Origin of the sequence: Metamycoplasma faucium, assembly GCF_045160055.1 — a bacterium.
Lineage (GTDB): Bacteria > Bacillota_I > Bacilli_A > Mycoplasmatales > Metamycoplasmataceae > Metamycoplasma > Metamycoplasma faucium.
This window is the reverse complement of the sequence record NZ_CP088155.1, coordinates 775,296-790,646: the sequence shown is the minus strand read 5'-3', so window position 1 is coordinate 790,646 and position 15,351 is coordinate 775,296. Positions and strand designations below refer to the sequence as shown.

The window sequence follows — 15,351 nt, the reverse complement described above, 5'->3', positions numbered from 1 at the left end:
ATATATATTATGTTTGAAAAAAGAAAATATACTGACAATGCAATTCCTGGCGGAATTAGACATTATTTAGCATGAGCAAGATCTAAAATTCAACTTGGATATAAAAAATGAGACGCTAAACGTATTTCTTTTGTTAGTGTTTTAATTGCAATATCTGTTGTGTTTTTTCTTATATCAGTGCGCATTATGCCGGTTAGTGCACTACCTAGCCTTAAATTTAGTTTTATTGGATTGCCTGTAAAAATAACAGGATTTATTTTTGGGCCTTTTGTTGGTGTTATAACAGGAATTTTAGCTGATTTAATTTCATTTATATTAGTTCCTACATATTATCATTATTTATATACAATTGCAGTCGCGGTAGCAGGATTTGTTCCCGGCCTTTGTGCTTATTACTTTTTTAATTTAAATGAGATGTTTTTTTCTAATAAATATAAAATTTTTAAATTTACTGAAATAGTTTCATTCTTTAAAAAACAATATAATGAATCTATTTTAAAAGGTAATTCCGAAGACATTCAATATTTTTCTGAAGTTATTGCATATTATGAAGTAAAAATTATTTTGCTTGAAAATAAGAAAAAACAAACTTCTATGATTAATTTTGCTTTCATTTCTGCAATTTTAATTTTAGTTGCTCAAATTGTATTAATATTAGCAATTTTTTCAAGGTTAGATCCTTCTTATTTTGAACATAATAGATTTATTAAAAATAAATTATTTTATCTATTCCTTACAGTTTCAGGATTTGCTGGAATGATTTTAGCTTTAACTTTATATCGAGTTTTCTTAAGGAAAAAATATGAAACTTTTATTGAAATTATGGGGATTGTTTCATTTTGTGCCATTCTTGAATTTATAAATACCATTTTATTAGCATGAGCTGATACTTCAACACTAAAAACTGATTTTTGGTTGAATTTAACTTCACAAGCAATTACAAGCCCAATTAAGATTTTCTGAAATTTGGCTATTATATTAACAACTTATAAAATCATTTCTCCACTTATTAAGTCTAAAGAAGGAGCAAGATTTTAATTATGCCTAAAAAGATAATAAATTTTCTTAAATTAAATAACATAAGAATTAGAAAATATGAAAATCACAATTGGATTACATATTTAAGTAATTTAAATGTCGAAATCGAGCAAAATAATATATTAGGCATATTAGATATAAACAGCAAAAGCAACGAAAAAATTTTTGAATTATTAACTGCATTTGATATAAAACCTGATTTTTATCAAGGAAACATTAATATAAAATATGATGATGAACAAACATTTTTAATTAAGAAAAATGAAACTTATGCTAAAAACATATCATATGCTTTTGATGAAAATTTTGATAGTAATGTTAAGAAATCAATATATAACTATTTAAAACAATATTTTATTGATTCAAATTTATTAAAAGTCTCAGTTAATAATTTTGTTAATAGTTGAGCTAAAACTTATGCTAATTATTCAATTTATTTACAAAAAGTCTATACAGACATTTTATTAAATTTTGAACGAAATAGCAATAAGAAATTATTAGAATTAAGTGAAAAAGTTTCTGACATAAATCAAAAAGTTAATAATGGTAATAATTTCTATTTATATCTTTTAGAAATCAAAAAACAATTAATTGATCTTTTTACAATTTTAAGAAATTCTCAATATGATCTTATGCAAACATCCTATGAAACTATTAATAAATATGAACATGGAAATTCATATTTAGATTACAGCAAATTTTCTGAAATTAAATCTAAATATGAAGAAGCATTACGTAAATATCAAAATAAGTTAGATTATAAGTTATATTTAAAAAAACAAAATTCATTAGAAATTAGAAATTATTTAAACCAATTTTCTAAATCAAATTTAGAAAATATTGAAATTTTTGAAAAAATTTATATTGATTTATACAATGAAAATTTATACTTAAAAGATCAAATAAAAATATATAAAAATGATTTAGATTCGTATATTTATTTTTATTGAAATTATATTTTAAACCAAAGAATTATTAAATTTATTGATACTAATTTCGAAAAACTTAAATGAATAAAAAAAGATATGTTTTCGGCCATTTGGCAAGATGTTTATAACCTTAGAAACATTGCATACTTTGAAACAAGTTATATAAATTTTGATGATCCAATTTATATTGTTAATAACAAAATTAAAAAAATTGTTTTTGAAAACTTTGAAATAAAGAAAAATTACTACATTGATAAAATTAATCGAAATTATAAAGAATATATTTCTAACTTATTAAAATTAAAGAAGAATAAATTTAATACTAATGAAACTGAAATATATACAAGTAATTACATATCATTAGAAAAATTAAATGAAATTAAAACAGAATATATTTCAATTAAAAATGATTATATGTGAAATTATGAGAATACTTTCATTAGACTTAATGATCGAATTAGAGAAAACTTAAACGATCTTAAAAAAATTAATTCTAATAATAGAAGTTTGTTTAAAAACATAAAATCGATGCTTTCTAGTATTTATTCAAAAATAAATCGCTTTAATGATTCAGATGAAAAAAATAATAGTAATATCATTGCTTTAATAAATGAATTAAAAGATCTTAAAAAGAATTATATTGTTGAAAAAAATAATTTTTATACATATAGAAATTTATTTAGAGACGCAAAAGTTTCCCCTCACATATATACAAACTATATGTTAAACTCTTTAATATATACGATATTAAAAAAAGCTAATATTTCATTTTCAGATATTAATAATGATATTAATAGCTTAACATTAAGTCAAAAGATTCAAATCGAGAAACAAAAGTTATTGATTAATAAACCAAGTCTAATAATCATTGGTAGGAACATCACTAAATTAGATGAAAAATTACAAGCAAAACTATTAGATCAGATAAATAAATACATTTTTGAACAAAAAATTATCGGTATTTATTTATTAAATAATATAAATATTGCAAGTAAATTAACTACAGATATTTGTATTATTAATCAAGGAACAGTAATTGAACAAGGTAAAACTCAACAAGTAGTAACAAATCCAATTAATCCAATTACTAAATCAATGTTAGGTTATGTTGATAGCGATACTAATGAAAAAATTTCACGCTATAATGAATTAAAATCTAATAAATTTGAAAATATTTTACCTTTTGAGGTCGATAATGAACATACAATTTGATGTTCAAAAAATCAACTTTATGATTGAGCAACGATTAAAAACATTAAAACAGACGTACTTAAAAAATCAATTTTTTCAGATGTAGATAAAATTAAAAACAAAACTACTAAAATTAATGATTGTGAAAATTTTGACGAAACACAACTATTTAATTATGTTGAACTAAATGATGATGGAGAACAAGAAATGGATAAAAATTATAATCATATTATTGTTGAACAGGGTAGATATCAAAAATGATTAGATGCTAATTTCTTTTCTGAACATCAAGAAAAGAAATTACCATTTACAATAATTATGCCACCTCCAAATGTTACTGGCAATCTGCATATTGGTCATGCATTAGATACATATCTAATGGATTCAATAATTAGATTTAAAAAATTGCAAGGGTATGATGTTTTATTTTTGCCAGGCAAAGATCACGCAGGAATTGCGACACAAGCAAAAGTTGAGAAAAAATTGCTTGAACAAAATATTACAAAATATGATTTAGGGCGCGAAAAATTTATTGAAAAAATTTGAGAATGAAAAGATGATTATTCAAATAATATAACTAAACAGTGACAAAAATTAGGGTTATTTATTGATTATAATTTTGAAAGATTTACACTTGATAAACAAGCTAATGAAGCAGTTCTTGCTGTCTTTGTTAAACTTTATAATGATGGATTGATTTATAGATCAAGCAAACCAATAAATTGAGATCCTAAACTCAAGACTGCACTTTCAAATATTGAAGTTATTCCAAAACCAACTGAACAAAAACTTTACTATATTAAATATCCTTTAGAAGATTCTTCATCTTATTTATTAATTGCAACTACTAGACCTGAAACAATGTTTTCTGATGTTGCTATTGCAATTAATCAAGAGGACGAAAGAGCTGAAAAGTTATTAAATCAAACCGTTATACATCCATTAACAAAGCGTAGAATTAAAATTATTACTTCGGCATTAATAGATAAAAATTTTGGAACTGGTTTAATGAAAGTTTCTGCGCATGCGATGGATGACATTGACATTATTAAACAAAATAATCTCGAAATTATTGAATGCATTGACGATAACGGTTTATTAAACGAAAAAGCTAATGAATTTGCAGGATTAGACCGTTTTGAAGCTAGAACAAAAATCATCGAATTTTTACAAGAAGGAAACTTAATTGAAAAAATTGAAGACATTACTTCTAATGTTGGATATAGTGAAAGAAGTCAAGTTCCAATCGAAATTTTAGTTCGTCCACAATGATTTGTCAAAATGGATAAATTAGCTGAAAGATTATTATTACATTTCAATAATGAGGATAAAGTTAACTTTTTTCCTGAAAGGTTTGCAGATGTTCTTAAAAAATGAATGGAAAATGTAAATGATTGAACAATCAGCAGACAAATTTGATGAGGACATCGTATTCCTGCTTGATATAAAGGAAATAAAATACTAGTTCAAATTAATTGTCCAGGCGAAGGATGAAAACAAGATTCAGACGTTTTGGATACATGGTTTTCATCAGCATTATCTCCTTTTGTGTTTTTGGGTTGACCACAAACTAAAAAATATTTAAATAGATATTTTCCAACCGATTTATTAGTTACTGGATATGACATTATTTTCTTTTGAGTTGCCAGAATGTATTTTCAATCATTATATTTTATGAACGAAAAACCATTCAAGAATGTTTTAATTCATGGTCTTATTCGCGATGAACAAGGCAGGAAAATGTCAAAATCTCTTGGAAATGGAATCAATCCAATTGAAATTATTGATAAATATGGTTCTGATGTTTTAAGAATGTCATTAATTTTTAACTCCTCTCCAGGGCAAGATATTAATTTTAGTGAAGAAAAAATCCAAGGAGCACGTTTATTTATTAATAAATTCTGAAACATAGCGCGTTTAGTATCACAAATTAAATATAAAAATATTCTAGACTATAACTTAACCAATTTAGATGAATACGATTATTGAATATTAGATAAATTTTTATTATTAAAACAAGCAATTACTAAAGACATTGACAAATATGAATTTAGTTTAATTTTTAAATCAATACAAAATTTTATCATTAATGATTTTTCTTCATGGTATTTAGAATTTCTAAAACTTAAAAATAATAATAATTTTATTCATGTTTTGTTCCGGGAATTATTAATATTATTGCATCCTTTTATGCCTTTTACCACTGATTATTTATTTGAATACATCTATTCTGAGGAATTATTAGACAATGAATTTCACATTTTTTCTGAATTGAATGTTGAAACAAATAATGTAAACCTTTTAATTGAAACAATTTCTACATTGCGTAAATATCGTGAAGATAAAAAAATATCGAAATCAGAAACTTTACATTATTGAATTAAAGATATTGAACTATCTGAAAATCAAAAAGAAATAGTAGAAAAAATGACTAATTTTAAATGAACCAAAAATACTGATTTTTCAATAAAATTATCAAAATGTGAATTATTTATTAAACAAAGTAAAGAAACAAAAGCACAAGAACAAGAGGAATTTAAAAAAATTATTAGTCAATTAAAAATTGACATTGAGTTTAATGAAAAATTATTAAATAATCCAAAATTTATTGAAAAAGCAAATCCAAATTTAATTGAAGAAAAAAATAAAAAATTAGCTTTATTAAAAGAAAAATTAAGTTTTTATCAAAGTAAAATTCAAACAAAAACATCAAAAAAATAATTTTATTTATTTTTTTGTATAAATATATAAATATATTTATAAAGGCAAATAAAAATGCCTTTTTTTATAGTTTAAAAAAATAAAATAAATTATAATTTTTTTATTATGGCAAATAATTATGAAGCAAAAGATTTAAAAGTCCTAAAAGGATTAGAAGCAGTTCGCAAACGTCCTGGTATGTATATCGGTTCTACTGATGCAACAGGACTTCATCATTTAATTTGAGAAATTGTTGATAATGCATTAGATGAAGCATTAGCCGGACATGCAAATGAAATAAAAGTTACTTTAAAACAAGATGGATCATGTATTGTTGAAGACAATGGTCGAGGTATTCCTGTGGATAGACATTCCGGAGGCAAAACAGGAGTTGAATTAATTTTTACTGAATTACATGCTGGTGGTAAATTTGATGAAGGCGTATATAAAACTAGCGGGGGTCTTCATGGTGTTGGCTCATCGGTAGTAAATGCTTTAAGTACTAAATTATTAGCAACCGTTTATCGAAACAAAGAAGAATACGAAACAGAATTTCAACAAGATAAAATAGTAGTGCGAACACATAAAGTTGGTCATACAACAAAAAACGGATCAAAAGTACAATTTTGACCTGACCCTTTAATATTCAAAAAAGCAAAATTTTCAAGTGAAATAGTTAAGGAAAAATTAAGGGAATCAAGCTTTTTAATTCCTAATTTAAAAATTCATTTTCATAGTGAACTAACGAATGAAAGAGTTATTTTTGAAGCAAGTGAGGGGATAAAAGAATATATTAAATATATTGCTGAAGGAAGAACTTTCCTTAGCAGTGTATTTCATGCAAGCGGTGTTAATAAAAAAATTGAAATTGATATTGCCTTAGTTTATACCGATAATTATAATGAATCAATTTTTAGCTTTGTAAATAATGTTAAAACTCGTGATGGTGGTACACATGAAACCGCCTTTAAAACCGCATTGACAAAAACAATTAATGAATATGCAATAAAAAACAATATTCTTAAGAATAAAAATTCTTTTGAAGGTAATGATGTTAGAGAAGGTTTAATTGCAATAATCTCTTTAAAAGTTCCTGAATCAATTCTGGAATTTGTTGGTCAAACTAAAGATAAATTAGGAACACCTGAAGCTCGTGAAGCAATAGATGAATTCTTTTCAGAAAAATTTTCTTTTTTCTTAAATGAAAATAAAAAAGACGCTGATATTATTTTAACTAAAATTAAAAAAGCATATGATGCAAGAATTGCTGCACGAAATGCACGTAATGAAATAAGGAAAGTAAAAACTAAACTTGAAAACAAAAAGATATTATCAGGTAAATTAACACCTGCACAATCTAAAAATTCTCAAATCAAAGAATTATTTTTAGTTGAAGGTGATTCTGCTGGTGGGTCTGCTAAAATGGGTCGCGATAGAATGACACAAGCTATTTTGCCATTGCGTGGGAAAGTTATAAATACTGCTAAAGCTAAACTTGCTGATATCTTATCAAATGAAGAAATTGCTACCATAATTAATACTATTGGTGCAGGCATTGAAAGTAATTTTGATGTTAAAAAATCTCAATATGGGAAAATAATTATTATGACTGATGCTGATACTGATGGAGCCCATATTCAAGTTCTACTTTTAACATTTTTCTATCGTTATATGAAAAAATTAATTGATGAAGGAATGGTTTATATTGCCTTACCTCCATTGTACAAAGTCACAGTTAAAAGTTCTAAGCAAAAAGAATATTATGTTTGAGAAGAAGACGAGTTACGAGAATTAACATCAAAATTTAGCAACTATGAAATACAACGTTATAAAGGGCTTGGTGAGATGAATGCTGATCAACTTTGGGAAACAACAATGAATCCAGCTACTCGATCAATAATTAGAGTTAGAATAGTTGATGAAATGTTGGCTGAAAGATCTGTTAACACATTAATGAGTGATGATGTTATTGGTAGAAAAGCATGAATCAATGCATTCGTTGATTTTTCAAACGAAGATGATTTTGTTATTAACGATAAAAAATAGAAAGGAGGAAATAAAATGTCAAGAAATAATCATGATGGTAAACTTAGCAAAGATGAAATTGATAAATATATTGATAATATAATTGAAAAAAATATGGTTGATATAATGAGTGATAGATTTGGAAAATATTCTAAATATATTATTCAACAAAGAGCAATACCTGATGCTCGTGATGGATTAAAGCCAGTTCAAAGAAGAATATTATTCTCAATGTGAAACTTACATTTAAAAAATAATCAACCTTTTAAAAAATCAGCAAGGATAGTTGGTGATGTTATTGGTAGATATCACCCCCATGGAGATTCATCTATTTATGAAGCATTAGTTAGAATGTGTCAAGAATGAAAGAGCAATTATCCTCTTATTGAAATGCATGGAAATAAAGGTTCTATTGATGATGATCCCGCTGCTGCTATGCGTTATACTGAATCAAGGCTTGAAAAAATTAGTGAATTATTACTAAAAGATTTGGATCGTAATGTTGTATCAATGGCTCCTAATTTTGATGATACTGAATATGAACCAACAGTTTTACCATCTTTAATTCCTAATTTACTTATTAATGGAGCTAAAGGAATTGCTGCTGGTTTTGCAACTGAAATTCCTCCTCATAATTTAAATGAAATTATTGATGCTACCATTAAATTAATTAAAAAACCAACAACAAAATTTGATGAATTACGTGAAATTGTTAAAGGTCCCGATTTTCCAACCGGTGGTATTATAAATGGAATTGATGGAATTGATCAAGCTTTTAAAACAGGCCAAGGTAAAATTATTTTATCTTCTAGATATCGTTTCGTTGCTGATGAATTGCAACCAGATAAAATAGTAGGTATTGAAATATATGAAATTCCTTTTGGGGTTGTAAAATCTAAACTAGTTGCTGATATTGATGCATTAGTTATTGATAAGGCAATCAATGGAGTTAAAGAAGTTAGAGATCAATCAAATAGAGAAGGTATATCAATTTATCTTGAACTTGATCAGGAAGCTAATGCTCAACCAATAATTAACTATTTAATGTCAAAAACCGATTTAAGAATTTCATATAACTATAATATGGTTGCAATTTATGAAAACGCACCTAAACTTATGAATCTTGAGATGCTTTTGTATGCATATTTATCTCACTTACGTGATATAAATACTAAAGGTATTCAATACGATTTACAAAAACATAAAATTAGACTTGAAATTGTTGAAGGATTTATTCGTGTTGCTGAAATAAGTGATGAAGTTATTAGAGTTATTAAAAATAGTGATAATTCTAAAAAAGGTGTAATTTTAGCACTTGAACAAACTTTTGGATTTACTAATTTACAAGCTACTGCAATAGCTGAATTAAGACTTTATAAGTTATCTAGAATGGATCAACTTGAATATCAAGCTGAAAAACGGGAACTTGAAGAATTGATTGCAAAATGCAATTTATTACTAAGTGATTCGTCTGAATTTGACAAATTTTTAATAAGTCAATTAAAAGAAATTCAAAAAACATATGGTATACCAAGAAGAACTCAAATAAGTGATGAAAAAGTAAGCAATTTTGTTAATACTAAATTGTTAGCTAAAAATGAGGATTTTTATTTCTTTATATCTGCACAAGGATATATTAAGCGTATTAGCAAAAAGGCAAGAAATGCTAATGAGTTTGATACATATAAATTAAAAGAAAATGATGCAATATTTTATTACGATAAAATAAATTCGCTTTCAAAACTAATATTTTTTACTAATTTAGGTAATTATTTTATTTTAGATGCACATACTTTAAAAGAATGTAACTGAAAAGATTTAGGTGATCATGTTTCATCTATGGTTGCATTAGATAATAATGAAATAATTATTCGAATTATGGAAATAGCTTCGTTTAAAACTTATGCAAATTTAATTCTTTTAACCAAATTAGGTTCCGCTAAAAAAATTAATTTAACTGAATTTATGGATAAGCAAGTTGCAAGAAAACGCTCATGTATAATGATGCGTCCAAATGATGAACTTGTTGATGTTAAAGTTTCAAATCTTGAAAAAATGTTATTTATTTTAATAACAGGCGGTATTTATTATTTCTTTGATGACAAAATTATTCCTGAATATTCTTCAAAAGCTGCTGGGATTTCACTTATTAAGTTAGAACCTAATTCATACATCGAAGCTTTTAATACATTTAAACCCACTTCAAGTGAAAAATTAATTTTGGTGACAAATAAAGGGCAATTCAAACGTTGCCGTGTTAAAGATATTAAACCAGTTGGTAGAAATTCACGGGGCAAAATATTTTATTTTCCAACTAAATCTGTTAAATCTCAAGTTATTGGTATTGAAAACTGAACAAAAGAGTTAAACTATTTATTTACTAATGGTGATAATCAACCAGAAAAATTTGATCTTAAGAAAATTCAATTTAGCGACATCAAAGATCCACTATCGACATCTCGCTTTAAATTTGCTAATAATATAGGTTATTTAATACAACCATATAAAATCCATGAACTTAGTGATTTAGATACACCAAAAGAAATGCGAGACGAAATTAGAAAATTCCATGAAGATAATCTTGACTTAACTTTATCAGCTGAAACTGTAATATTCAAACATGATTATTTATATGATGATGCATATTATGATAATAATTTAGAAGCACCTGAAAATGACATCGATTTTAAAGAAGCAGATGTATCAACCAAAACTGAAAATACAAATGAATTCGAGGATGACACTAAGAAAATTACTATTGTTGATAAAACGCTAGAAGGAATTTCAAAATCAAACAAACACAATGTTGATGTTGAAGATGATAACCAAGTTGACATCGATTTTACAACTACTCAAGAGGCATCACTTGATATTGGAAAGATTTTTGAAAAAGAAGAATCTAAACCTAAAGAAAAGAAAGTAGTTACAAAAGAAAGTGTTGACAAAAAAATTGCCGCAATGGAAAGTTTAGATTTAGATTCTATTTTAGGAAAAACAGACGATTTTAAAATATGAAAAAAGAAAAAATAAAATGATTATAATTTAATACATTATTAATTTATCATTAATTAAGGACTAAAAATGAGAAAAGATATTCGTGCTAGAAATAAAAAACGTGCTATTGAACGTAAAGCTAAATTAGCTAAAGAATTAGCAAGAGAAAAAAGACGCCAAGCTAAAAACGGGTTAGAAACTAAAAAGAGCGAAGTTAAAAAGGACAAAATTACTTCTTCAACAAATAAAACTGTAACAACTCCTAAAAAAACTAACCTAGAAAATAAAAAATAAATTTAATAAAAATTAGTATTTTAATTAAAAATACTTATTTTTTTATAATGAGGATAAATGAAAAAAGAATATATAAGATACAAACAAACAAAAAAAGAATTTTCACAAATGATTGACCATATGGCTCAACTTTGTAAAATTCCTTCAATTTCAAAGTTTTCTAAAGTTAATACATATCCATTTGGCATAGATTGTAACAATGCCTTAAATTATATTTTAAAGTTAGCAAAAAGCTTTGGTTTTATAGTTTATAAAGACCCTAAGAAAATGTATGGTTTTGCCCAACTTGGTAATGGTAAAAAAATTATTGGAATTTTAGCTCATTTAGATGTTGTTCCCGAAGGTGATAAAGAACAATGAATATCAGATGCATTTAGTCCAATTATTGAAAAAGATAAATTATTTGGTCGTGGATCATTAGATGATAAAGGCCCTGCTATTATAAATTTATATGCAATGAAATATATTAAGGATAAAAATCTTTTAGATAGTAAATGGTCTATTCGAATAATATTTGGATTATCTGAAGAAACTAATATGTTATCAATGAAAACGTATTTAAAAGATTTTGGCACACCTTATATTTCTTATACACCTGATGGTGAGTGGCCTTTAATATATGCAGAAAAATTAATATATCATGTAAATTTATGATTCCCAGAAATTCCTAATTTAAAACTTGAGGCAGGAAAAGTTGTTAATCAAATTCCTGATTCAATATATGCTAAGTACCCTGAAATTAATAATATGCAATCATTATTTAAAGACGGTGAAACAAAATATGACGAAACTAAAGGAATTTTAAAAATTATTGGAAAATCTGGACATGGTTCAACTCCTGAAAAAGGAGATAATGCAATTATTAAATTTTTCAAGGCTTTTCAAGAATTTATGCCTAAATTTAAATCAAATGCATTACTAAAATTTATAACCCAAAATTTTGTTGATGATAAATTTGATTTAGAAAATATTTTTCCAAAATATGAAGACTATTCTGGAAAATTAAGTGCAAATTTAGGCATGATTAGAACTATTCCCGGTCATTATATTTTAGGATTTGATTTAAGAGTTCCGGTTACTCATAGTCGTAGTGAAATTTTTAGTGATTTGAGCAAATATGTTGCAAAATTAAACAATAAAATTCAAATCGAACCAATATCTACTAAACCAGCAAAAAGAATTGATAAAGATGATAAATTAGTTAAAATCCTTATGGAAACACATAACGAACACTATGGTGAAAATCTTGAGCCAATTGCTATTGGCGGTGGTACCTATGCTCGCTTGTTTGATCGTTGTGTAGCATTTGGTTCAACTAAATATATGCATTTAATGCATGGCCCAAATGAATACTTTACTTTTTCCGAAATAAAAGATTCTCTTGATATTTATATAAATGCTTTGTATAGATTGCAAGATTATGATGATGAAAAATAATAATATATAATTTAAAAATTGGATGGTCGCATAGCTCAGTGGATAGAGCACAAGCCTCCTAAGCTTGGGGTCACAGGTTCAACTCCTGCTGCGATCGCCATTTTTTATTTTTTATTTCTTAAATAATTTTTAATGTCTTCTGTATGGAATGATTTTAACATTTCAACATCCTTCTTAAGATCAGCAACATCAATTTTTAATTGAGCAACATCCTTCTTAATTTCAACTATATCGCTCTTAATTACACTTATTTCACTAATAATAAAATCTAATTTATTGTTTATAGTTAATTTTGAACTCTCAGTCATTTTTTTGTTCCTTATATCTCATAATATCAAGATTCCGCGTTGATATTTATTTTCAACATTTTCTATATTAAAATATTCTACATCATTATAGTTACTAGAAATATCTTTTGCCAATTTTTTAGTTATTTTATCAAATATACTTATTTTAATTTGTTTCATTTTGTCCTCTTAATAAATATTATTGAAAAGGAACCAAGAAATTAAAAAAATGAAACTATCATTTCTTAATACTTATTGTATAAGTATATTTTTTTAATAGTTTCATATATTTTTAAAATATTATTCGTATTCTTTTAAATTTAATACTTCATTTTCACAATCTTTAATTATTTGAGGAATTTTATTAGCATTGTCAATTTGAGCCCCTGAAGCACGGTGATGTCCTCCTCCTCCTCATTTAATTGCAACATTTCTAACACAAGGTCCATTTGATCTAAATTCACAACGAATTTTATTTGTGTCCTCTTGTGTGAAAAATACTCATATTTTATTATCATCAATTGATGCTAAAGTGAATGGTCGATTAGCCTGTAAAGGATCTAAAATTCCTAATTTTTTTTGATTTTTTAAATCAAAATAAAATGAAACAACTTGATTTTCAATTTTCATGTTTTGTTGAATGAATGCATTAATGCGAATGTCCTTTAATGTTTTTTTTGCCATTTCAGAATGTATTAAATTTTTATTAGCATTATGTTCTCACAAATATGAAACTAAAGCCATAGTTTTAGCAGTTGTAGTATTAGTTGTTAACCGAACTGAGTCAGTATAAATACCTAAATATAAATAAGTTGCTGCCTCTTTATTCATTTTTCAATTTAGATGATATGCAAGTTCAGTTACTTGTTGAGCTGCTGCAGGTGCTTCTGGTTCTATTCATCTAATTGAAGCATCAAGATCATCATCATTAGGGTGATGATCAATTCTGATTGTTTCATTAAAAATGTTATTGTCTAAAAAAGTGCGACATTCCAGTCTCTCTTTAAAATTAGCATCAACAATGATTGCTAATGAGTTTTCAATAGGTTTATTTTCAATTTTGTCCATTTTAAAATTCAAAAAAGGAAATGAACCTTTAGGGTCGCCAATTGTAAATATATTTTTATTTGGGAAATTTTCTTCAAGTAAATATTTCATTCCAAATTGTGAACCTAAGCAATCACCATCTGGTCTAATATGGTGAAAAATAATAATGTTTTGATATTTTTTAATTTTTTCTTCAATTTGTTTAAACAATGATAATTTTTCTTTAGTTATTGTTAGATTCATATTTTTTAATTTCACTTTCTAAATCATTTATAAGTTGTTTCATTTCTTTTTTATTGTGAACCATTGCGCCTGCTGCCATTTCATGGCCTCCACCTGGCTTATATTTTTCACAAACTTTATTAATTCAAACACTATTGCTTCTAACTCTAGCTCGAATATTACCATCAGGCAAATCAATAAAAAATACTCATACTCTGCAATCACCAATATTTGATAAAACTCCAACATCATTTGCTTCATCTGAACTTAGTTTGAATTTTCTTTGAATTTTCTTAGTTACGTGGAAATATAATACTTTTCCTTGTTTCTTATAATTTAATAATACATAAGCTGAAAATTTAACTTTTCTTTCATCTTTATATGAAAGTGGTAAATTAATATCTCATACTTTAAAGTCTTTTGCATTATGTAAATATGACATAACATCAAAAGTTCTTTTTGCTACACTATCGAATTGAAAACGCCCACTATCAGTATTTATTCCTAAATAAATATACTTAGCAGCTTTTTGATTAATTTTTCATTTCGCATTCATTGCAATGTATCCAATTTGTTCTGCAGATGCTGCAAAGGTATGATCTTCTCAAGTATAATCATATTTAATATCTGGGTCATTTGGGTGGTGATCAATACGTAACATTTTTGTAAAGTTTTTATCCAAAATGTAATTTGCGTATTGAATTCTGTTTGATTCATTAGCATCTACAACTATTCCTAATGAATTTTTAAAGTATTTTTTATCAACTTCATCAAATTTATCAAAATCTCATTTTAAAAAAGGAAATAATATTCCTTGATCGCCAAATACAAATACATTCTTTTCAGGATAATTTAATTTGATAAGTTCTCTTAGACCGAATTGTGAACCTAAGCAATCACCATCTGGTCTAATATGATGAAAGATAAAAATATTATTGAATTCTTCAATAGCCTCTTTAGCTATTTTTCAATCGTTTTTTGCCATTATTTCTCCTATTAATTGTCTATATATAAATATTATATTTATATATGTAACATTTTTCATTTAGAAAATCATTTATATATTAAAATTATATATGTGAAAAATAATATTTGATTTATATATTTCACTAAAAAGCATCATATTAAAATAATGTAGCTTGTTTTAATGTGTGCTTTTTTATTTAATTTTAAATTATTAAGAAAGG

9 protein-coding genes and 1 tRNA gene are annotated in these 15,351 nt (G+C 25.6%); 7 read left to right on the top strand and 3 right to left on the bottom strand.

Annotated elements, in window-relative coordinates; translation table 4 throughout:
* The first annotated feature begins 9 nt into the window (after nt 1-9).
* From LQ356_RS03590 to LQ356_RS03560, 7 genes are all read left to right on the top strand, one after another.
* Complete coding sequence (locus tag LQ356_RS03590) at nt 10-1,038, top strand: ECF transporter S component (RefSeq protein WP_405311596.1); 1,029 nt, start codon at nt 10-12, stop codon at nt 1,036-1,038.
* A gap of 2 nt (nt 1,039-1,040) precedes the next feature.
* Nucleotides 1,041-5,879 (top strand): valine--tRNA ligase, encoded by a 4,839-nt coding sequence (locus LQ356_RS03585; RefSeq protein WP_405311595.1) that lies wholly within the window; start codon nt 1,041-1,043, stop codon nt 5,877-5,879.
* A 105-nt stretch (nt 5,880-5,984) separates the two neighbouring features.
* A complete protein-coding gene (gene parE, locus LQ356_RS03580; protein WP_405311593.1) occupies nt 5,985-7,904 on the top strand; it encodes a DNA topoisomerase IV subunit B in 1,920 nt (639 codons plus the stop codon).
* Between the two features lie 15 nt (nt 7,905-7,919).
* Entirely contained in the window at nt 7,920-10,913 is a 2,994-nt protein-coding gene (locus LQ356_RS03575) for a DNA topoisomerase (ATP-hydrolyzing) (protein WP_405311592.1), read from the top strand.
* Between the two features lie 51 nt (nt 10,914-10,964).
* Nucleotides 10,965-11,171 carry a hypothetical protein gene (locus LQ356_RS03570; protein WP_405311591.1) on the top strand — a complete coding sequence of 69 codons (207 nt, stop codon included), beginning with the start codon at nt 10,965-10,967 and terminating at the stop codon, nt 11,169-11,171.
* 57 nt (nt 11,172-11,228) lie between these two features.
* Entirely contained in the window at nt 11,229-12,608 is a 1,380-nt protein-coding gene (locus tag LQ356_RS03565) for a Sapep family Mn(2+)-dependent dipeptidase (RefSeq protein ID WP_405311589.1), read from the top strand.
* A 24-nt stretch (nt 12,609-12,632) separates the two neighbouring features.
* Nucleotides 12,633-12,708, top strand: a tRNA-Arg gene (locus tag LQ356_RS03560).
* A 4-nt stretch (nt 12,709-12,712) separates the two neighbouring features.
* On the opposite strand, the gene LQ356_RS03555 is transcribed toward LQ356_RS03560, so the two are convergent.
* The 3 genes from LQ356_RS03555 to LQ356_RS03545 all read right to left on the bottom strand — a co-directional run bounded on the left by LQ356_RS03555 (nt 12,713) and on the right by LQ356_RS03545 (nt 15,149).
* Nucleotides 12,713-13,075: a hypothetical protein gene (locus LQ356_RS03555; RefSeq protein ID WP_405311587.1), complete on the bottom strand. Its 363-nt coding sequence runs from the start codon at nt 13,073-13,075 to the stop codon at nt 12,713-12,715.
* A gap of 120 nt (nt 13,076-13,195) precedes the next feature.
* Nucleotides 13,196-14,185, bottom strand: a complete 990-nt coding sequence (locus LQ356_RS03550) for a bifunctional oligoribonuclease/PAP phosphatase NrnA (RefSeq protein ID WP_405311585.1) — start codon at nt 14,183-14,185, stop codon at nt 13,196-13,198.
* Nucleotides 14,166-15,149, bottom strand: a complete 984-nt coding sequence (locus tag LQ356_RS03545) for a bifunctional oligoribonuclease/PAP phosphatase NrnA (RefSeq protein WP_405311584.1) — start codon at nt 15,147-15,149, stop codon at nt 14,166-14,168. Before LQ356_RS03545 ends, LQ356_RS03550 begins: the two co-directional genes overlap by 20 nt.
* Between the last annotated feature and the right edge of the window lie 202 nt (nt 15,150-15,351).